Here is a 19,339-nt window from a genome sequence, read left to right on the forward strand (position 1 = left end):
CTCCTTTCAACGCAAAAACGCAGCGCTTGTGCGCTGCAACAGGGTTGCGGGCAATAGGTGTATGATTCTATCCTGTCAACAGTCTATCACGTAATATTATTGCTAATTGATCAATAGAATCGATGTTTAATGACTCTTCGTGGCGCGGCCAGTCGGCGGGTGGCTGGTGGCGGAACCACGTATATTGGCGCTTCGCATATTGGCGGGTCGCCGCCTGCGCGGCTTCGAGCGCGTCGGCGCGGCTGATTTCGCCGCGCAGATGAGCGGCGATCTGCGGCACGCCGATCGCGCGCATCGCGGGGAGATCGGGGTCGAGTTCGCGCGCGAGCAGGGCTTCGACTTCTTCGATGGCGCCGCCCTCGAACATCTGGACAAGACGGGCATCGCAGCGCGCGCGCAGCCAGTCGCGCGGCGGCAGCAGGATCAGCGGGGCGAGGGCGATGGTGTCGGCGATGCCGCCCTCGCGCGCCTGTTGCCAGTCGGCCAAGGTGCGGCCGGTTGCGCGGACGACTTCGAGCGCGCGGGCGACGCGCGTGGTGTCGGCGGGATTGAGGCGTTCGGCGGCGGCGGGGTCGGCCACCGCCAGCGCGGCATGGGCCTCGGCCACCGGAAACGCGCGCACGGCGTCGCGGACCTGCGGGTCGATTTCAGGCACCGGCGCGATGCCATGGAGCAAGGTGCGCAGGTAAAGGCCGGTGCCGCCGACGAGGATCGGAACCCGGCCTGCCGCGTGGGCCTCGGCGATGGCGCCGCGCGCTTCGCCCGCCCAGCGCGCGGCATTATGCGCTTGCGATCCGTCGACATGGCCGAAGAGGCGGTGCGGCACACCGTCCATCTCGTCGTCCGTCGGGCGGGCCGAGAGGATGGCGAGGTCGGCATAGACCTGACTCGCGTCGGCGTTGACGACCATTGCGTGTCCGGGCGTCCCGTTTCCGAGCGATTTTGCGAGTGCAACCGCCAAAGCGCTCTTGCCGCTGGCGGTGGGTCCGGCGATAAGTGCCACGGGCAGCCGCGCATTGGCGGTCGAGAAAGAAGGAGATGCCATGTTCGTCGCGACGCTGATAGCAGCCGGAAAGCTGACCGACGAGGTGGTTCGCGAAGGGATCGACCGGCTGGCGGCGACGGGGCACGATGTCGGCGCGCCGCACTGGCTCGACGTCGGCGATGCGGCCGACATCGTCTTTCACGGCAGTCTGGTCAGCGCGCGCAAGGAACTGGCGGCCATGGACCATGGCGCGCTCGACATCGTCGTCCAGCCGCTGGGCGACCGGACCAAGAAGCTGATCATCGCCGACATGGATTCGACGATGATCACGGTCGAGTGCATCGACGAGCTGGCCGATTATGCGGGGCTGAAGCCGCAGATCGCGGCCATCACCGAGCGCGCGATGAATGGCGAGCTCGATTTTCGTGCGGCGCTGGAGGAGCGGGTCGGACTGCTCGGCGGGATGCCCGAGAGCACGCTGGTCGATTGCCGGATGGAGCGCGTGCGGCTGACGCGCGGCGCGCGCACCTTGGTGCAGACAATGAAGGCGCATGGGGCCTGGTCGGTGCTGGTATCGGGCGGCTTCATGCCCTTTGCCGGACCGGTGGGCGAAGCGATCGGGTTCGACAAGGTGGTTGCGAACGAGTTGGAGATTGTGGGCGGCAAACTGACGGGCAGGGTGTTGGAGCCGATCGTCGACAGCTCGGCGAAGCTCGAGACGCTGAAGGCCGAGGCGGCGAAGCACGGCCTGCCGCTCGCCGAAACGCTGGCGGTCGGCGACGGCGCGAACGACATTCCGATGATCACGAGCGCGGGCCTCGGGATCGGCTATTACCCGCACCCCGCGGCGGGCGAAGCGGCGGCGGCGGTGATCCGGCATCATGATTTGACCGCGCTGCTTTGGGCGCAGGGCTATTCGCGGCGGCAGTGGGTGATGGGGTAGGGCGTGGTCGAGGGGCGGATCGAAACCTTTATCGTGTCGCCTTCCGAGGCGAACGAACCCGAACATCAGTCGCTATGCCTGTGGATCGGCTGTTACGTCGACTATGCGCTTGGCGAAAGCCAAGGGGGCTACAAGACGGAAGAACTTCCTCCCTACGCCGGGCATTTTTACGACCTGTGGACCTACCATGGGGAGTATAAGAACGGCGGGCACGCCCAATATGCGGGGAATATTCCCGACCCGGCGGCGTGGGCACGCGCTTCCCAATTGCTCGACCATATGGGGCTTTTCCAGTATCAGCAGCTGCTGGACGATTTTATCGCCTTCGCGACACTGAACGAAGATATGATCGAGGAGCTCACCCGCAGCGGGCAGGAACTGGAAGCCATCCGCAGCTTCTATCCGTTCGACGATCGGTTTGATGCTCTTGAGAAGGAGTCGGGGGCGCTTCATTCGCATCTCCACGATTGGTTGTTGCAGCAGCCGTGGCTGACGGTCGATCCCGCTCTCGAACCGCTTACTTTCAACAGGCTTAAGCAGCGTGTTCCCCCGCATCCGGAGCAGGCCAAGCGCTATGCAGCCAATATACGCCGGCGGACGGCGGAAATGCACGGAGAGACAATCGCCTCCTTTCTTCGTCTGCGCGAGCGTTTCGGCAGATGGGGCAGCCGATGACCAAGCACCGCATCTATTCGATCAGCGTCGCGAGCGTGTATCCGCACTATATCGCCAAGGCGGAGAAGAAGGGGCGGACCAAGGCCGAGGTCGACGAGATTTTTCCCTGGCTGACGGGGTATGATAAGACGGCGCTGGAGGCCGAGCTGGCGAAGGGCACGACTTTTGAGGATTTCTTCGCCGCGGCGCCGAAGCTCAATCCGGCGCGGTCGCTGATCACCGGGGTGATTTGCGGCATCCGGGTCGAGAATATCGAAGAGCCGTTGATGCGCGAGCTGCGCTATCTCGACAAGCTGATCGACGAACTCGCCAAGGGGAAGGCGATGGCGAAGATATTGCGGCGTCCGGCGGAATAGCCTTCAATGTTTACGATGTTACCATGGCGATGTCGTAATATTAACGACGTCAACATCGGGTTGGTTTACGCGGCGTCCGGCGCGGCGGTCTCTTCCAGCAGCCACTCCCGAAACCGCCGCATCGCTTCGCTCTCGGGGCGCGACATCAGGCGGGTGAGCCAGTAGCGGCCGGCGTCGATTTCGACGGCAAAGGGCTGGACGAGCCGTTCGGCGGCGAGGTCGTGGGCGAACATCGACGGTGGGGCGAGCGCGACGCCCTGGCCCGAAGCGGCGGCGGCCGCCATCAGCGCCGAGCTGTCGAAAACCGGGCCGCGCAGGACGGGGACGGGCACGCCCGCGACGGCGAACCAGAGCGCCCATTCGTCGGCGCGGTACGAACGGAGCAGACGCTCGGGGATCAGGTCGGCGGGGGTCTTGAGGCGCGCGGCGATCGCGGGGGTGCAGAGCGGCGCCAGCGGCGCGGCGAGGAGGCGCTCGGCTTGGGTGCCGTGCCAGGCGCCGTCGCCGAAGCGGATCGCATAGTCGAGCGCCTCGCCCGCGAGATCGACGCGGTTGTTGTTCGTCGCGATGCGGAGGTCGATCGCGGGGTGCAGGCGCGCAAACGCGTCGAGGCGCGGGAGGAGCCAGCCGGTCGCGAAGGTGCCGACGACGCCGAGCTTGAGCGTCTCGCGGAAGCGGCCGTCGGCATATTGGTCGAGTGTCGCGGCGACGCGGTCGAACGCCTCGGCGATGACGGGGACGAGCGCATGGCCTTCATCGGTGAGCGCGAGCCCGCGCGGCAGGCGGTGGAAGAGCCGCGTGCCGAGACGGCGTTCGAGCTCGGCGACCTGATGGCTGACCGCGCCCTGGCTGACATGGAGTTCGAGCCCCGCGCGCGTGAAATTGAGGTGGCGCGCCGCGGCCTCGAAGGCGCGGAGAGCGTTCAAGGGGAGTTGGGCGCGGTCCATGGCCAAGTCATCAATTATTCTCATGGCTTTGTCGAGAAATGATGCTTTGTCGCGGGGCGCGTCGCTTGGCATTTCGGGGGCGAAGGGAGACGAAGATGTTCGATGCAATCAGCCTGTTCGCATGGCTCGCGGGCGTGATCGGGGCGCCGGTGCCGGCGGTCGATCCGCTGACGCGGCCGATCGAGACGTCCTATGCCGCCGAATGGCTGGCGCCCGCGGAGCCGGAGAAAATCTTCGGCGGCACCTATCTGGTCGGGTTCGGCGGGATGAGCGTCGCGCTGATCGACACGGGCGACGGACTGGTGCTGGTCGATGGCGCGCTGCCGCAGGCGGCACCCGCGATCCTCGCCAATGTCCGCAAGCTGGGGTTCGACCCCAAAGACATTAAATTTATTCTGAGCACCGAACCGCATTTCGACCATGCGGGCGGGCTGGCGGCGCTGGCGCGCGACACCGGCGCGACAGTGGTGGCGAGCGAGCGCGGCGCCGAGGGGCTGCGCTCGGGGCGGCACGCGAAGGACGATCCGCAGCTCGCATACGGCGGGAGCTGGCCGGCGGTGGCCGAGGTGCGCGTCGTCGCGGATGGCGAGGTGCTGAAGCTTGGCCGGGCGGCGATCACCGCGGTCGCGACGCCGGGGCACACGATGGGCAGCATGAGCTGGCACTGGCCGGCGTGCGCCGAAGAAAATGGGGGCGGGGCGTGCAAGACGGTCGTGTTCGCATCGAGCCTCAACCCGGTGTCGGCGGAGGGTTATCGCTTTACCTCAAAGGCCGGCGCGCCGTTCGTCGCCGGCTTCGAGGAAAGCTATCGCAAGATGGATGCGATGCCGTGCGACGTGCTGATTTCGGCGCATCCGGACAATGCGGGGCCGGGGCGGTATAGCGACGCGCCGGGCGCATGCCGCGCCTATGCCGACCGCTCGCGCGAACGGCTGGCGAAGCGGCTGGCCGAGGAGCGGGCGGGGGCGAAATAGCGGTCGACTGCTCATTTCTCTCATTCGTCATCCCGGCGAAGGCCGGGATCTCACCCTATCGTTTTGACGCACCGGCGAGATCCCGGCCTTCGCCGGGATAACGGAGAAGAAGAGGCGGCGTTTCGATCCGCGATGATCGGATTGGCGCCCGCTGCTATTTATCGACGACCAGACAGGCCTGACCGTCCTTGCGCAGCGCCGCGCAGAAACTATCCGCTTCGGCCTTGTTCGCGAAGCCGCCGGCCTGGAGGCGGGTGAGCTTGCCGTTTTTGACCAGATAGGGCTGGCGCGCGGCGACGGCGGGGTTCTTCTTTTCGAGCGTGGCCCAGAGTTTGCGCGCGTTGCCATCGACGCCGAAGGCGCCGAGCTGCGCGCGCCACGCGCTGGCGGCGGCGGCGTTGTGGACGCGGACGGGGGCGGGCGTCGGGGCGGTCTTGGCCGGTTCGGCCTTTGCGGGCGCGGGTTTCGCCGGGGGCAGCGCACCGCTTTCGGGCGGGGGCGCGTAGGTGGTGCCCGGCTGGGCGGTCGCGGCGACGGCGTCGGCGGTCGCTTCGGCGGCAGCCGCCGCAGCGGCGCTGGCGGCGGGCGAGGGCGGCACGGCGACGCTGCGGATCGGTTCGGGAACCTTCGACGTGGGTGCGGGCGCGGGCTGCGGCTTGATTACCGGCGGCGGGGTGTAGCTCGTGCCGGGGGTCGAGGCGGGCAGGCTCGCGGTCTTGATCGTCGGGGCGGGCGTGGGCTTTGGCGCGGGCGGCGCGGCGGCGCTGACCGCGGCGAGGCGCGCCCGCTGTTCGCTGCGCTCGATGTCGGGGATCATCGCGAGGCCGCGCTGGCGCTGGTCGAGCGGGATCAGATTGTCGAGCTGGACGAGACGCGCCGACGCGATGGCGAGTCCCGCGTCGCTCGCGCGCTTGGTGAGCGCATAGGCGCGCGGCCAGTCCTCGGCCGCGAGGTCGCCGTTGAAGTGCGCGGTGCCGAGGACATATTGCGCGCGCGGTTCGCCGCGCGCCGCCGAGCGGGTGATGAAGGGCATCGCCTCCTGGCGGCGGTTAGCGGTGAAGAGCACGAGGCCGAGATTATCCTCCGCCTGCAAATGCCCCTGCTTCGCGGCGCGGCGATACCAGGCTTCGGCCTGATTGAGATCGGTCGGGACGCCGCGGCCGAGCTTGTACGCCTGGCCGAGATTGAACTGCGCATCGGCATCGCCGCCGATCGCGAGCGGGCGCCATTCGGCGACCGCCGCCTGATAATTGCCCGCCTGCCACGCATCGACGCCGTCCTTGACGTCGGCGAGGGCGGGCGCCGCCAGCATCGAAGCCAAAGCGAGCGGAAAGGCCAGCAAAGCGGCGGTGCGGAAAGAAGGCATCTTATTCTCCAATGACTTGCGCGGCATGACAGCGGCTGCAGTCCCCGGATGCTTCATAGCGCCAATTGGCTAACACGGCGTTAGCGACAAATGCGGCCTGACCGAACTTGATCCGTTCCGGGACAGGTTGGGGTTGAGGGTTTGTTTACCATATTCGCGAGTAAGTCGTTCAACCTCTTTTTATCATCGTTAACCCAATTTTAGCGCCCCGCATGGCATTCCTTCGCCGATTTTTGGATTTCCGAGGGGGTAACGCAGTGCGCGTATTGGCATTGGCTTCACAGAAAGGCGGGTCGGGCAAGACGACGCTGTCGGGGCACCTGGCGGTGCAGGCGCAGCTTGCCGGCGCCGGCCCCGTCGTCCTGATCGACATCGATCCGCAGGGCTCGCTCGCCGACTGGTGGAACGAGCGCGAGACCGACCTTCCCGCCTTTGCCCAGACCACCGTCGCGCGGCTCGCCTCCGACCTGGAAATCCTGCGCCAGCAGGGCTTCAAACTCGCCGTCATCGACACGCCGCCGGCGATCACCATGGCGATCCAGAGCGTGATTTCGGTCGCTGAGCTGATCGTCGTCCCGACGCGCCCCAGCCCGCACGATCTGCGCGCCGTCGGCGCCACCGTCGACCTGTGCGAACGCGCGGGCAAGCCGCTGGTGTTCGTCGTCAACGGCGCGACGCCGAAAGCGAAGATTACCAGCGAGGCCGCCGTCGCGCTGTCGCAGCACGGCACCGTCGCCCCGATCACGCTGCACCACCGCACCGACTATGCCGCGTCGATGATCGACGGGCGCACGGTGATGGAGGTCGATCCGAACGGCCGCTCGGCCGACGAGATCCGGCAGCTCTGGACCTATATGAACGATCGCCTCGAAAAGAATTTCCGCCGCACGATCTTTGCCGCGCCGGTCCCGACGCAGGGCAATTACGGCGCGGTCCGCCCGATGGGCGGTGGCTTTGGCCGCCGCATCGCCGGTCAGTGACGGGAGCGGGAACCATGGGCGAACCGAAACCCCTCGCATCGCTGAGCGCCGGCCTGTTGGCCCGCAAGGGCGGAGCGCGTCCCGCGATGCGCCGCCAACCGCTCGGCAGCGGCCCCGCGCCGCTCAACACCGGCGGCTATGACGATCTTGGCTGGAACGACATGGGTTATGATGTCGATCCCGACCAGTCGAGCGAACCCGCGCGGATGCTCGACCTCAAGCCTTTGCTCACCGGATCGGTGCTGGCGCATAATGTCGAGGCCGAACAGGCGGTCGACGATAGCGTGCATCACGAGCCGGAGCCTGAATTTTCAACCGAATATAGCGGGCTGAGCGACGATTATGGCGCCGACCAGTTCGAAGCCGAAGCGGTGGAAGTTCCCGAGGTCGTCCGCCAGCAGGAATCGCTGATCGAACGCGTCGCCGCGGTGGCGCGCAAGGTCGAGGCGCGTCCGGCACCCGCACCGAAGAAGGAAAAGGCGCCGCGCGCGCTGCGGGCGCGCGAAAAGGCGGCCTTCACGTTGCGCCTCGACGCCGAGCGTCATTTGCGCTTGCGCCTCGCGAGCGCGGTGACGAACCGGTCGTCGCAGGTGATCCTGACCGACCTGCTCGACGAATATCTGGCGTCGCTGCCCGAAATCGACGCGATGGCGAGCCGCCTGCCGGCCGCACGTCCGGCGCGCGTCCGGCGCTGAAAATATTGGGGGGACTGACATGAACCGCAAATTGCTGAAGAATCTGGCCCTTTCGGGCTTCATCCTCGGCGTGGCGACCGGATGCAGCGGCATGGGCAAGATGGCCGACGCGCCGTCGCGCGCAGCCGGCGTGCCCGCGCTCGCCGCCAAATCGGCCGACAAGGCGCGTGCCGCGCTCGAAGCGGGCAAGGCGAGCAAGGCCGTCGGCCTCGCCGAAGCCGCGGTCGCGGGCAGCCCGCGCGACGCGGGCTTTCGCGCGCTGCTGGGTCAGGCTTACCTGGGTGACGGCCGCTTCGCATCGGCGAGCGCGGCGCTGACCGAAGCGATGGAATTGGGTGCGGCGGACAGCAACACGATCCTGTCGCTGACGTTGTCGGAAATTGCGCAGGGCAGGAATGCCGAGGCGGTCGCGCTGCTGACGCGGCATCGCGACACGGTTCCGGCGTCGGACCTGGGGCTGGCGCTCGCGCTGGCGGGCGATGCCGAAGGGTCGCTCTATGTGTTGAGCCAAGCCGCGCGCGCCGAGGGTGCCGAAGCGCGGACGCGGCAGAATTTCGCGCTCGCGCTCGCGCTGTCGGGCCGCTGGGCGCAGGCGCGCATCGTCGCGTCGCAGGATCTGTCGCTCGACAAGCTCGAAGGCCGGATGGCCGAATGGTCGAAACTCGCCGAACAGCCGAATGCGCAGGTTCGCGTCGCGAGCCTGATCGGCACCGAGGCGCAGCAGGACGCCGGGATGCCGGTACGCCTCGCACTCAGCAATTTCGCCGATACGCAAATGGCCGCCGCCGAGCCGGTAAGCGAGCCCGCGACCCAGCTCGCGAGCGTCGATCCGGCGCCGGTCGCCGATTATGCGCCGCCGCCACCGGTGCTCGCTGACGCGAGCAGCGCGATCCGCAGCGTCGAATTGCCGATGCCGGTGCGCGGTGAAGGCGGCGTCGTGCCGGTCACCGAATTGCCGCAGCCGCAGCCGGCGGGCGAGATAATCCTAGCCGAAACCACACCCTATCGCGCCGCGCCGCGCGCCCAGGGCGAGGGGCGTATCCGCCCCGCGCAGCAGCAGGCGCTTGAACTCGCGACGGTGCTGATCCCCAAGGCGATGGGTTTCGATGCGAAAAATCCCGACGGCTGGGCGGTGCAATTGGGCGCCTATGACAGCCTGGCGATCGCGAAGGAAAAATGGGGCACGCTGAAAAAACGCAATGCCATGCTCGGGAATTTCCCGGCGTCGAGCCACGCCGCGACGGTGAAGGGGCGCAACTATTATCGCCTGACGGTCAACGGCCTAGCGTCGCGTAGCGACGCGACGAGCCTGTGCAATCAGCTGAAGGCGCAGGGCCAGACCTGCTTCATCCGCGCGATGGGCGGCGGCGAGACGATCCAGTGGGCGGCGAAGGCGGGTTCGATGCGGCTCGCGTCGCGATAAAGCGGATTTTCGAGAATAAGGGGGGAGGGCGTGGCCGCGAGGCCGCGCCTCTCTGTTTTTTGGGGGTGACGGGGCGGTCGGTAGCGGCCGCAATGCCCACCTAGCCCGTTCGCATCGAGCGAAGTCGAGATGCCCCTCGGGCAGGCGTTCTCTCGATGGGTGTCTCGACTTCGCTCGACACGAACGGGGAAAGAGGGGCGGCTAACGACCGGAAGCTGCCGTAGGGAGATGAAAGCCCCTCCCCTGTAGGGGAGGGGCTCAATGGACCGCAACGTCCGCTCACCGCCCCAAGCCAACCTAGCGTATCCGCACGCCACCCTTCCACATCATCGTCGCGCGGCCCTGGACGGGCATGCCGTCGAAGGGGGTGTTGCCGGCCCAGGCCGCCATCTTCTTCGCGTCGACCTGCCACGGGGTGCCGTCATCGACGAGAATGAGGTCGGCTTCCTTGCCCGGCGCGAGTTTCCCGGCGTCGACGCCGAGCAGGCAGGCGGGGGTGGCGGCGAGCAGTTCGAACAGGCGGCCGGGGGAGATGTGGCCGTCGCGGACGAGACCGAGGCCGAGCGCAAGCAGCGTTTCGGCGCCCGCCATGCCGGGCTGCGCCTCGGCGAAGGGGAGGCGCTTGTCCTCGGGGCCGCGCGGATCGTGGCCCGACGACAAGATGTCGATCGTGCCGTCCTTGATCGCGGCGAGGCAGGCGTGGCGGTCGTCCTCGCTGCGGAGCGGCGGCGACAGGCGCGCGAAGGTGCGGAAATCGCCGATCGCGGTGTCGGAAAGCAGCAGGTGCGCGGGGGTGATGCCGCAGAGGACGGGCAGGCCCTTCGCCTTGGCGGCGCGGATCAGGTCGAGCCCGCGCGCGGTGGTGACCTGGCGGAAATGGACGGGCGCGCCGGTTTCCTCGACGAGCGCGAGGTCACGCGCGATCGCCATCGCCTCGGCGATGGCGGGGGCGGAAGCGAGGCCGAGGCGCGTTGCCATTTCGCCGTCGGTCGCGACCGCGCCCGCGGTGAGGCCTTCATCCTCGGCGTGGATGATCGTCACGAGGCCGAGCGAGGCCGCGTAGGACAGCACGCGGCGCATCACGCCGCTGTCGGCGATGCGCGCGCGGCCGGTGGCGACGGCGCGCGCGCCCGCCTGTTTCATCAGGCCGATCTCGGCGAGCTCCCTGCCTTCGAGCCCCTTAGTCGCCGCGGCGAGCGGGTGAACCCAGAGGTCGGGCTTGCCGCCTTTGGCGGCGCGCTCGACGAGCCCGGCGCCGTCGAGCGGGCCGCTGTCGGGCATCAGCGCGGCGCGGGTGATGCCACCGAAGTGGAAGGCGGGCTTGTCGGTCGCAAAGACGCCGAGGTCGATGATCCCGGGGGCGAGCCATTGGCCCCTGGCGTCGACGGTTTCGGTGCCGTCGGGGATGTCGGTGGGGTCGAGCGCGGCGATGCGGCCATCGACCGCGAGCAGGCTGCCGGGGCGGGGCGTGTCGCCGTCGATCAACTGGGTATTGACGATGTGAAGCGGTTTCAGTTCCATCCCGGCACTCCCCGCTGGCGGCGCGTCAAGATGTCGAGGCATGCCATGCGCACCGCAACGCCCATTTCGACCTGTTCGGTGATCGTCGAGCGCGCCGGGTCGTCGGCGATGCTGCTGTCGATCTCGACGCCGCGGTTCATCGGGCCGGGGTGCATGACGATCGCGTCGGGCTTGGCCTTTTCGAGCCGTTTGGGCGTGAGGCCGTAGAGCGCGTGATATTCGCGCGCCGAGGGGAGATAGGCGCCGTCCATGCGCTCGTTCTGGAGGCGGAGCATCATCACGACGTCGGCGTCGCGGATTCCCTCGTCCATGTCGGTGAAGCTGGTGACGTGCATGCGCTCCATCGCGGGCGGGGTGAGCGTCGGCGGCGCGACGACGCGCACTTCATTGCCGAGCAGGGTGAGCGCGAGAATGTTCGAGCGCGCGACGCGGCTGTGGAGAACGTCGCCGCAGATCGCAATGGTGAGCCCCTCGACGCGGCCGAGGCGGCGGCGGATGGTGAGCGCGTCGAGCAGCGCCTGCGTCGGATGCTCGTGGCGGCCGTCGCCGGCGTTGAGCACGGGGCAGTCGACCTTGTCGGCGATGAGCTGCACCGCGCCCGACGAGGCGTGGCGGATGACGATCGCGTCGGCGCGCATGGCGTTCAATGTCATCGCGGTGTCGATCAGCGTCTCGCCCTTCTTCACGCTCGACTGCGCGGCGTGCATGTTGACGACGTCGGCGCCGAGGCGTTTTCCGGCGATCTCGAACGACAGAAGCGTTCGGGTGGAGTTCTCGAAAAAGGCGTTGATGATCGTCAGGCCCGCGAGGCGGTCGTCATGCTTGGCGGCGCCGCTGCGGTTGAGTTCGACCCACTCTTCGGCGGCGTCGAGCACGTAGGAAATTTCCCACGGGGTGAGCGGGGCGATGCCGGTGAGGTGGCGATGGCGAAAGGCATCGCCGCCGGGCGGATAGTCGCTGGCGGGTCGGGTGGTGGAGTTTGTCATTAAAGGGGAGCGTCTACGCACGAGTTACGGAAATCGCAAGTGAAGATAGGCCGTCGCCCCCGCGAAGGCGGGGGCCGCTATCGGCGTAGCGTAAGGTTGCCAGCGGCCCCCGCCTTCGCGGGGGCGACGGTTTTAGCTACGCGTCATCGCGTCGATCGCGCCCTGCAGGATGAAGGCCGCGGCGGCGCTGTCGACGCGTGTCGCGCGTTTGGCGCGGCTGACGTCGGCGGCGATCATCGCGCGCTCGACCGCGGCGGTCGACCAGCGTTCGTCCCAGAGCAGGAGCGGGAGAGCGAGCGGGGCGAGGTTGCGCGCGAAGGCGCGGGTGCTCTGCGTGCGCGGGCTGTCGCTGCCGTCCATGTTGAGCGGGAGGCCGACGACGAGGCCGACGATAACATGCTGCGCGATGAGCGATTTCAGCGTTTCGAAGTCGACCGAGAATTTCTTGCGGATGATCGTCTTGTCGGGGGTCGCGAAGCTCCAGTTCGTGTCGCAGAAAGCGACGCCGATGGTCTTCGTGCCGACGTCGAGGCCCATGAGACGGCCGCCGTTGGGGAAGTGGGCGGCGAAGTCGGGGGCGGCGGTGGTGATCATGGCCTGCCTCCCTTACCCGTTCGTGTCGAGCGAAGTCGAGACACCGTGGGGGCGCGCACTGACGATGGGCATCTCGACTTCGCTCGATGCGAACGGAATCAGGTTTTCGGTGCCGCAGTTACCGGAGCCGAGGCTGGTGCAATCGGCTCCGTAGCCGGCGGCACCGGCGACGGCTTGCCTTCATAGGTCGCGAGGCGGCGCAGCGCATCGGCGCGGACGTTCGCCCAGAAGAGGGTGATGTCATAGACGTGATAATTGTTGCCGGGGAGGACATAGCCCGCGACGACATACTCCTTCGCGATGTCGGCGTCGCCGATCATCAGGAAGCCGCGCGTGTCGTCGCATGTGGCGCCGATCTTGCCCGCGATCAGCGACCCCGACTTGAAGCCTTCGGTCGGCCTCAGCGTGCCGATATTCGCTTCGGGCGGCGCGGCGGTATCGGGAATGCCGGTGAGCGGATTGGTGCACAGCATCCGCGTGCCCGCACGCGGGCGGCCGTCGAAGCCGATCGTGCCGTCATAGGCGTCGGTGACCATGATGGGATCGGCGGGCTCGGCGAAGCTCGCCCAGCCGAGGATGCAGCCCTTTTGCTCGGGCGTCTGGCACGCGGGCAGGCCGAGGCCGGCGATGTCGGTTTCGAGGCTGACCGGCCAGCCGATCACATAGGCGGCGACGATGCGCTTGGCGAGCGGGGTGCCGGCGATCCGGGTCTTGAGCAAGGTGGTGAGGTGGAGCGCGCCCTGGCTGTGGCCGGCGAGGATGATCGGCTTATCCTTGGGCTGCGCGGCGAGGAAGGCGTCGAACGCTTCCTCGACATCGCGATAGGCCGCGTCGATCGCTTTGCCCGCGGTCACGCGGTCCTCGGCGAGGAAGGCGCCGAGCGTCGCCTGGCGGTAGCGCGGCGCCCAGATTTCGCCCGCGTCGGCAAAGGCGCTCGCCATGCCCTGGACGAAGAGGTTGGCGCGATGGTCCGAATCGCGATCCTCGAGCGGGGCATTCCAGCTCGAGCGGCTGTAATAGCTGGTCGGGTGGACGAAGAAGACCGCGGCGTTGCCCCGGGGGAAGGGGGCTTCGGCGGCCGTCTGCGCCGCCTTTGCGGGGGGGATGAGCTGACCGGCCGCCTTTTCGCCCGGAAGCTCGGTGCCGGGGGTTTCGCTGCCGTCGGCGGCGGGGCGCCAGGCCGACGGGTCCTTTTCCATCCCGGGGCGCGCGAACCACATTTTGGGGTCGTCATAGGCGTTGGGCGCGACCGCGGCCTGCGGCTTGAATTCGGTGCTGGGGACGAAGGCGGTGCGCGCGATCCAGCCGGGGAACAGCTGGTAGACGACCCCGGCGGCGAGGATGAGGAGGATGATCGCGGCGATGATGTAGAGAAACTTGCGGGCCAAATGGGCGCTCCATGGGGAGGGGGACAGGTCTTCGCCTGCGGGCAATAAATAGGGACAGTCCCTATTTAATCGGCGCGATGCGAAAGCATTCGAACGTCTCTTCTAATTAAATAGGGACTGTCCCTATTTATTGTGGGCTCTGGCGCAGCTTTGGCTTGCCGCGCGCCACGAAACAAGCCCAGATGTGGGCATGACCGACGCAGTTGCAACCGCCGCCGCCGCCGATTCGCCCGCCCGATCGTCAAGCGTTTCGGTGCGGCTGGACGACAGCGATCCGCCCTGGCCGCTGCGCCCATGGATCATGGCGGCGATCTGTGCCGCCGCGGGGCTCGCCTTTCACCTGCTGATCGACCACCATTATGACGATGCGCTCGCGCATTGGCGCAGCGCGCTGGCGGCGGGGATCGCGGCGGCGACGGTGGTGCTCGTGCTCGGCGTCGAGCTGCGCCGCTGGCACTGGGCGCTGGGTTTCGCGCTCGGCTGGGGCGTGATCCTCGGGCTGATCGCGCGGGCGACAGCGGCCTATAATATCCAGGGCAATCCGGTCGAATGGCCCTTCTGGTCGGGCATTCTCGCGGTGCTCGTCGCGACGCCTTTGTTCCAGACGCGGCGCGACGTCGCGCCCGACTGGCGCTTCTGGAAGCTGTGGCAGATGCCGTACCAGCGATTGCACAGCCATGCGTGGACCGACGCGGTAATCGGCGCGGCGAGCCTGGCGTTCGTCGGCATCACCTTTCTGCTCACCGTGCTGATCGGGCAGATGTTCAAGCTGATCGGGATCAATTTGATCTTCGACCTTTTGAACGGCGAATGGTTTGGCTGGATGCTCGCGGGCGCGGCGTTCGGCGGCGCGGTCGGGCTGCTGCGCGAGCGCGACAAGCTCGTTGCGACCTTGCAGCGGCTGGTGATGATCATACTCGCGGTGCTCGCACCGGCGCTCGCGGTCGCGCTGGTGCTGTTCCTGCTCTCGCTCGCGGAGACGGGATTGCAGAAGCTGTGGGATTCGGGCTTTTCGACCGCGGCGGTGATGATGGCGGTCGCGGCGTTCGCGGTGCTGCTCGCCAATGCGGTGATCGGCAATGGCGGCGACGACCGCGCGACCAATCCGGCGCTGCGCTGGGCGGCGCCGGTGCTGGCGGTCGCGGTGCTGCCGCTGGCGGGCATCGCTTATTATTCGATGCACTTGCGGGTGATTCAATATGGCTGGACGCCCGAGCGCATCTGGGGCGTGATCGCGGCGCTGATCGCGCTCGCCTATGGCATCGCTGGCCTGTGGGCGGTGGTGAAGGGGCGGCGCGATTTCGACGATCTGCTGCGGCCGTTGCAGCAAAAGCTCGCGATCGGGCTGGCGCTGCTCGCGCTGTTCCTCGCGCTGCCGATCCTCGATTTCGGGGCGATTTCGACGCGCGATCAGGTGGCGCGGCTGAAATCGGGGGCGACGCCGGTCGAAAAGTTCGACTGGGCGGCGATGGCCTATGATTTCGGGCCGAGCGGGCGCGCGGCGCTGACGGAGCTAGCGCGCTCGCCGCGGAAGCCGCGTGCCGACGCGGCGAAGGCGGCGCTGGCGGCGAAGAACCGCTGGGACCTGGGCGGGCCGCGCGGGGCGGTGTTGCTGAAGCCGTTTGCCGATCGGTTGCGTGTCATTCCCGCGGGCCGCGCCCTGCCCGCCGCGGCGCTCGACCGGATCGCGGGAAGTTATATGTGCAGCCGCGCCAAGGCGTGCGTCGCGGTGTGGCTCGACGACAAAAGGATCGGGGTGCTCGGGCAGAACGAGCCCGGCGATGCGCTGAATTTCGACTTCGTGACGCAGAATGACGCCGGACAATGGGTGCAGGGCGATTGGGCCAAGCCCGCGCCGGGGAAAAAGCCGGCGGTCGATTTGTCGACAGCGCGGATCGAGGTCGAGACGGTGACGCAGCGCCGCGTGCTGGTGAACGGCGAGCCGGAATCGGGGGCGTTCGACTAGCTTCTCCCGAACAATCCCTCCCTCGTCATTCCCGCGAAAGCGGGAACCCATGAGCGGCGGGCCGGCTGGGTTCCCGCTTTCGCGGGAATGACGAGGGTTTTTGCCGAGTTTCTATGGCCGCGGCTTGATGCAATCCAGCGGGGATGCTAGCGGCGCGGCTTCGTTAAAGTTAGGGCGATCATGGCAATCGATCAGGCAACAGTAAGGAAAATCGCGTCGCTGGCGCGCATCGCGATCAGCGATGCGGAAGCCGCCGCGATGGAAGGCGAACTCAACGGCATTTTGGGCTGGGTCGAGCAACTCGGCGAAGTCGATGTGACCGGGGTCGAACCGATGACCGCGGTGATCCCCAACACGCTGCGGCTGCGCGACGATGTCGTCGACGCCGACCCGCTGACCGGCGGCGGCCGTCGCGACGATGTGCTGGCGAATGCGCCGGCGCCGCAGCACGGGTTTTTCGGCGTTCCCAAGGTGATCGAGTGATGACCGAGCTTACCAACCTGACCGTCGCCGAGATCCGCGACGGGCACCGCGCAGGCGATTTCAGCGCCGTCGAGGTGGCCGAGGCGTTCAACGCCAATGTCGCGGGCGCGAAGGCGCTGAATGCGTTCATCGTCGAGACGCCCGAACATGCGATCGCGGCGGCGAAGGCGGCCGATGCCGATCGCGCGGCGGGGACGCTGAAGCCGCTGTCGGGCGTGCCGATCGGGATGAAGGACCTGTTCGCGACGAACGGCGTCCAGACGACCGCCGCGAGCCACATGCTCGAAGGCTTCGTCCCGCGCTATGAATCGACCGTTTCGGCAAAGCTGTGGGACGCCGGTTGCGGCATGCTCGGCAAGCTCAACCTCGACCAGTTCGCGATGGGATCGTCGAACGAGACCTCCTACTTTGGCAATGTCATCAGCCCGTGGAAGCGCAAGGATGGCGGCAATGCGGCGCTCGCGCCGGGCGGCTCGTCGGGCGGCTCGTCGTCGGCGATCGCGGCGCGGCTGTGCCCGGCGGCGACGGGGACCGACACCGGCGGTTCGATCCGCCAGCCCGCGGCGTTCACCGGCATTTCGGGGATCAAGCCGACCTATGGCCGCTGCTCGCGCTGGGGCATCGTGGCGTTCGCGAGTTCGCTCGATCAGGCGGGGCCGATGGCGCGCGACGTCAAGGACTGCGCGATCATGCTCGAGAATATGGCGGGCTTCGATCCGAAGGACGCGACGAGCCTCGATTTGCCCGTGCCCAATTGGGAAGCCGCTTTGTCGAGCGATCTCAAGGGCAAGACGGTCGGGATTCCCAAGGAATATCGCCTCGAAGGCATCGATCCCGACATCGACGCGATGTGGGATGCCGGGATCGCGATGCTGAAGGATGCGGGCGCGGACGTGGTCGAGATCAGCCTGCCGCACACCAAATATGCGCTGCCCGCCTACTATATCATCGCGCCCGCCGAAGCCTCGTCGAACCTCGCGCGCTATGACGGCGTGCGGTACGGTTTGCGCGATCTGCCGCAGGGCGCGGGGCTGCAGGACATGTACGCCGCGACGCGCGCCGACGGCTTTGGGCCCGAGGTCAAGCGCCGCATCATGATCGGCACCTATGTGCTGTCGGCGGGCTTCTACGACGCCTATTACACGCAGGCGCAGAAGGTGCGGACGCTGATCGCGCGCGATTTCGAACAGGCGTTCGGAATGTGCGACGTGATCCTTGCGCCGACCGCGCCGTCGGCGGCGTTCGGGCTGGGCGAGAAGATGGCCGATCCGCTGGCGATGTATTTGAACGACGTGTTCGCGGTGCCCGCGAGCCTTGCGGGGCTGCCCGCGATGTCGGTCCCCGCGGCGCTGAACCGCGAAGGGCTGCCGCTGGGGTTGCAGATCATCGGCAAGGCGTTCGACGAGCAGGGTGTGCTGAACGCCGGGCTGGCCATTGAAGAGCGGGCGGGCTTTACGGCGCGGGCGGAGAAGTGGTGGTAATGCAGTCTGTACCCTTGCGAAGGCAGGGGTCCATCTCCGGATGGTGCCAGTTTGAAGCGGCAGGTGATGGGTCCCTGCCTTCGCAGGGACACAAGGAAAGTTTGATTGATGTCTGACTATCGCATCAAGGGCGAAACCGGCGAGTGGGAGGTCGTGATCGGCCTCGAGGTCCATGCGCAGGTCACCTCCAACGCCAAGCTGTTCTCGGGCGCCGCGACGGCGTTCGGGGCGGAGCCGAACACGCAGGTGTCGCTGGTCGACGCCGCGATGCCGGGGATGCTGCCGGTGCCGAACCGCGAGTGCATCCGCCAGGCGGTGCGCACCGGCATGGCGATCGAGGCCGAGATCAACAAATGGTCGCGGTTCGACCGCAAGAATTATTTCTACGCCGATCTGCCGCAGGGTTATCAGATTTCGCAGCTTTATCATCCGATTGTCGGCGAAGGTTCGCTGACGATCGAGGCCGATGAAAAGGCGGGCCTGCCCGAAGCGAAGCGCATCGGGATCGAGCGCATCCATGTCGAGCAGGACGCCGGCAAGCTGATGCACGACCAGCATCCGACGATGTCGTACGTCGACCTCAACCGTTCGGGGGTCGCGCTGATGGAGATCGTCTCGCGCCCCGACATGCGCTCGCCCGCCGAGGCCGGCGCCTATGTGCGCAAGCTGCGCTCGATCCTGCGCTATGTCGGCTCGTGCGACGGCAATATGGAAGAAGGCTCGATGCGCGCCGACGTCAACGTCAGCGTGCGGAGGCCCGGTGACGAGTTCGGGACGCGGACCGAGACGAAGAACGTCAATTCGGTGCGCTTCGTGATGGCGGTGATCGAGGGCGAGGCGAAGCGCCAGGTCGAACTGATCGAAAGCGGCGGCACGGTGGTGCAGGAAACGCGGCTGTACGATCCCGACCGTAACGAGACGCGATCGATGCGGTCGAAGGAGGATGCGCATGATTATCGCTACTTCCCCGATCCCGACCTGTTGCCGCTCGAGCTCGACGATGCGTTTCTGGCCGAGTGCCGCGACAGCTTGCCCGAGCTGCCCGACGCCAAGCGCGCGCGCTATCTAGCGGCGGGAATTTCGCCGTATAACTCCGACGTGCTGACCGCCGAGGTCGAGGCGGCGCTTTGGTTCGACAATTTGCTCGACGCGGGCGCGAAGCCCGCCCCGGCGGCGAACTGGGTGACGAGCGAGTTGTTCGGCGCCTTGAACCGCATGGGCCGCGACATTTCGGACTCGCCGGTCTCGCCCGCGCACGCCGCCGAGCTGCTCGGCCTTGTCGCCGATGGCACGATTTCGGGGACGATCGCCAAGGCGGTGTTCGAGAAGATGCTCGAGACGGGTGACGGCGCCGCGGCGATCGTCGAGCGCGAGGGGCTGAGGCAGACGAGCGACACCGGCGCGATCGAGGCCGAAATCGCGAAGATCCTTACCGCCAATGCCGACAAGGTCGAGCAGTATAGGGGCGGCAAGGAAGCCTTGTTCGGTTTCTTCGTCGGCCAGACGATGAAGGCGATGCAGGGCAAGGCGAACCCGCAGGTGGTGAACGAACTGCTGAAAAAGGCGCTGGGCTGAG

At 67.3% G+C, this 19,339-nt stretch carries 18 protein-coding genes; 11 read left to right on the forward strand and 7 right to left on the reverse strand.

Annotated features, from left to right (window positions below):
* Positions 1-67: 67 nt before the first annotated feature.
* Positions 68-1,045: a tRNA (adenosine(37)-N6)-dimethylallyltransferase MiaA gene (gene miaA / locus GGR90_RS18480; protein ID WP_167922886.1), complete on the reverse strand. Its 978-nt coding sequence runs from the start codon at positions 1,043-1,045 to the stop codon at positions 68-70.
* Here miaA and serB point away from each other — a divergent pair.
* From serB to GGR90_RS18495, 3 genes are read left to right on the forward strand one after another with little or no spacing between them, the layout of a single operon-like run.
* Entirely contained in the window at positions 1,044-1,928 is an 885-nt protein-coding gene (gene serB, locus GGR90_RS18485) for a phosphoserine phosphatase SerB (protein ID WP_167922887.1), read from the forward strand. The two genes, miaA and serB, sit on opposite strands and share 2 nt — an antisense overlap.
* Before the next feature lie 3 nt (positions 1,929-1,931).
* Positions 1,932-2,603 (forward strand): DMP19 family protein, encoded by a 672-nt coding sequence (locus GGR90_RS18490; protein ID WP_167922888.1) that lies wholly within the window; start codon positions 1,932-1,934, stop codon positions 2,601-2,603.
* On the forward strand, positions 2,600-2,959 hold the full coding sequence (locus tag GGR90_RS18495; RefSeq protein ID WP_167922889.1) for a DUF2200 domain-containing protein: 360 nt from the start codon (positions 2,600-2,602) through the stop codon (positions 2,957-2,959). Before GGR90_RS18490 ends, GGR90_RS18495 begins: the two co-directional genes overlap by 4 nt.
* Before the next feature lie 65 nt (positions 2,960-3,024).
* On the opposite strand, the gene GGR90_RS18500 is transcribed toward GGR90_RS18495, so the two are convergent.
* Positions 3,025-3,906: a LysR family transcriptional regulator gene (locus tag GGR90_RS18500; protein ID WP_167922890.1), complete on the reverse strand. Its 882-nt coding sequence runs from the start codon at positions 3,904-3,906 to the stop codon at positions 3,025-3,027.
* A gap of 95 nt (positions 3,907-4,001) precedes the next feature.
* Between GGR90_RS18500 and bla the strand changes: the two genes are divergently transcribed.
* The gene (gene bla, locus GGR90_RS18505; protein WP_167922891.1) at positions 4,002-4,880 is read left to right on the forward strand and encodes a subclass B3 metallo-beta-lactamase; all 879 of its coding nucleotides are present in this window, start codon (positions 4,002-4,004) and stop codon (positions 4,878-4,880) included.
* A 154-nt stretch (positions 4,881-5,034) separates the two neighbouring features.
* Here bla and GGR90_RS18510 read toward each other — a convergent pair whose 3' ends face one another.
* Entirely contained in the window at positions 5,035-6,246 is a 1,212-nt protein-coding gene (locus GGR90_RS18510; RefSeq protein ID WP_167922892.1) for an SPOR domain-containing protein, read from the reverse strand.
* 257 nt (positions 6,247-6,503) lie between these two features.
* Between GGR90_RS18510 and GGR90_RS18515 the strand changes: the two genes are divergently transcribed.
* From GGR90_RS18515 to GGR90_RS18525, 3 genes are read left to right on the forward strand one after another with little or no spacing between them, the layout of a single operon-like run.
* A complete protein-coding gene (locus tag GGR90_RS18515) occupies positions 6,504-7,226 on the forward strand; it encodes an AAA family ATPase (protein ID WP_167922893.1) in 723 nt (240 codons plus the stop codon).
* A 14-nt stretch (positions 7,227-7,240) separates the two neighbouring features.
* Positions 7,241-7,921, forward strand: coding sequence for a hypothetical protein (locus GGR90_RS18520; RefSeq protein ID WP_167922894.1), 681 nt, complete (start codon positions 7,241-7,243; stop codon positions 7,919-7,921).
* Between the two features lie 19 nt (positions 7,922-7,940).
* Positions 7,941-9,344: an SPOR domain-containing protein gene (locus tag GGR90_RS18525; protein WP_167922895.1), complete on the forward strand. Its 1,404-nt coding sequence runs from the start codon at positions 7,941-7,943 to the stop codon at positions 9,342-9,344.
* Positions 9,345-9,641: 297 nt separating this feature from the next.
* Here GGR90_RS18525 and GGR90_RS18530 read toward each other — a convergent pair whose 3' ends face one another.
* From GGR90_RS18530 to GGR90_RS18545, 4 genes are all read right to left on the reverse strand, one after another.
* Entirely contained in the window at positions 9,642-10,865 is a 1,224-nt protein-coding gene (locus tag GGR90_RS18530; RefSeq protein ID WP_209023883.1) for a dihydroorotase, read from the reverse strand.
* Positions 10,856-11,851 (reverse strand): aspartate carbamoyltransferase catalytic subunit, encoded by a 996-nt coding sequence (locus GGR90_RS18535; RefSeq protein WP_167922896.1) that lies wholly within the window; start codon positions 11,849-11,851, stop codon positions 10,856-10,858. Before GGR90_RS18535 ends, GGR90_RS18530 begins: the two co-directional genes overlap by 10 nt.
* Before the next feature lie 132 nt (positions 11,852-11,983).
* Positions 11,984-12,445: a Holliday junction resolvase RuvX gene (ruvX, locus tag GGR90_RS18540; RefSeq protein ID WP_167922897.1), complete on the reverse strand. Its 462-nt coding sequence runs from the start codon at positions 12,443-12,445 to the stop codon at positions 11,984-11,986.
* A 98-nt stretch (positions 12,446-12,543) separates the two neighbouring features.
* Complete coding sequence (locus tag GGR90_RS18545) at positions 12,544-13,833, reverse strand: DUF3089 domain-containing protein (RefSeq protein ID WP_167922898.1); 1,290 nt, start codon at positions 13,831-13,833, stop codon at positions 12,544-12,546.
* A gap of 190 nt (positions 13,834-14,023) precedes the next feature.
* On the opposite strand from GGR90_RS18545, the gene GGR90_RS18550 reads away from it, so the two are divergent.
* From GGR90_RS18550 to gatB, 4 genes are all read left to right on the forward strand, one after another.
* The gene (locus GGR90_RS18550; RefSeq protein WP_167922899.1) at positions 14,024-15,799 is read left to right on the forward strand and encodes a DUF4153 domain-containing protein; all 1,776 of its coding nucleotides are present in this window, start codon (positions 14,024-14,026) and stop codon (positions 15,797-15,799) included.
* Positions 15,800-15,979: 180 nt separating this feature from the next.
* Entirely contained in the window at positions 15,980-16,282 is a 303-nt protein-coding gene (gatC, locus tag GGR90_RS18555; RefSeq protein WP_167922900.1) for an Asp-tRNA(Asn)/Glu-tRNA(Gln) amidotransferase subunit GatC, read from the forward strand.
* The gene (gene gatA, locus GGR90_RS18560; protein WP_167922901.1) at positions 16,282-17,763 is read left to right on the forward strand and encodes an Asp-tRNA(Asn)/Glu-tRNA(Gln) amidotransferase subunit GatA; all 1,482 of its coding nucleotides are present in this window, start codon (positions 16,282-16,284) and stop codon (positions 17,761-17,763) included. The genes gatC and gatA overlap by 1 nt, the downstream gene beginning before the upstream one ends.
* 108 nt (positions 17,764-17,871) lie before the next feature.
* Positions 17,872-19,338, forward strand: coding sequence for an Asp-tRNA(Asn)/Glu-tRNA(Gln) amidotransferase subunit GatB (gatB, locus tag GGR90_RS18565; protein WP_167922902.1), 1,467 nt, complete (start codon positions 17,872-17,874; stop codon positions 19,336-19,338).
* Position 19,339: the final 1 nt, after the last annotated feature.

The sequence above is a fragment of the Sphingopyxis italica genome, assembly GCF_011926545.1.
GTDB classification, from domain to species: domain Bacteria; phylum Pseudomonadota; class Alphaproteobacteria; order Sphingomonadales; family Sphingomonadaceae; genus Sphingopyxis; species Sphingopyxis italica.

Excerpts from the sequence above, each read along its gene's own strand:
- serB (WP_167922887.1), top strand. The coding sequence starts at position 1,044 with ATGTTCGTCGCGACGCTGATAGCAGCCGGAAAGCTGACCGACGAGGTG.
- miaA (WP_167922886.1), bottom strand. The coding sequence starts at position 1,045 with ATGGCATCTCCTTCTTTCTCGACCGCCAATGCGCGGCTGCCCGTGGCA.
- GGR90_RS18495 (WP_167922889.1), top strand. The coding sequence starts at position 2,600 with ATGACCAAGCACCGCATCTATTCGATCAGCGTCGCGAGCGTGTATCCG.
- GGR90_RS18500 (WP_167922890.1), bottom strand. The coding sequence starts at position 3,906 with ATGGACCGCGCCCAACTCCCCTTGAACGCTCTCCGCGCCTTCGAGGCC.
- bla (WP_167922891.1), top strand. The coding sequence starts at position 4,002 with ATGTTCGATGCAATCAGCCTGTTCGCATGGCTCGCGGGCGTGATCGGG.
- GGR90_RS18510 (WP_167922892.1), bottom strand. The coding sequence starts at position 6,246 with ATGCCTTCTTTCCGCACCGCCGCTTTGCTGGCCTTTCCGCTCGCTTTG.
- GGR90_RS18520 (WP_167922894.1), top strand. The coding sequence starts at position 7,241 with ATGGGCGAACCGAAACCCCTCGCATCGCTGAGCGCCGGCCTGTTGGCC.
- GGR90_RS18525 (WP_167922895.1), top strand. The coding sequence starts at position 7,941 with ATGAACCGCAAATTGCTGAAGAATCTGGCCCTTTCGGGCTTCATCCTC.
- GGR90_RS18530 (WP_209023883.1), bottom strand. The coding sequence starts at position 10,865 with ATGGAACTGAAACCGCTTCACATCGTCAATACCCAGTTGATCGACGGC.
- GGR90_RS18535 (WP_167922896.1), bottom strand. The coding sequence starts at position 11,851 with ATGACAAACTCCACCACCCGACCCGCCAGCGACTATCCGCCCGGCGGC.
- ruvX (WP_167922897.1), bottom strand. The coding sequence starts at position 12,445 with ATGATCACCACCGCCGCCCCCGACTTCGCCGCCCACTTCCCCAACGGC.
- GGR90_RS18550 (WP_167922899.1), top strand. The coding sequence starts at position 14,024 with ATGACCGACGCAGTTGCAACCGCCGCCGCCGCCGATTCGCCCGCCCGA.
- gatC (WP_167922900.1), top strand. The coding sequence starts at position 15,980 with ATGGCAATCGATCAGGCAACAGTAAGGAAAATCGCGTCGCTGGCGCGC.
- gatA (WP_167922901.1), top strand. The coding sequence starts at position 16,282 with ATGACCGAGCTTACCAACCTGACCGTCGCCGAGATCCGCGACGGGCAC.
- gatB (WP_167922902.1), top strand. The coding sequence starts at position 17,872 with ATGTCTGACTATCGCATCAAGGGCGAAACCGGCGAGTGGGAGGTCGTG.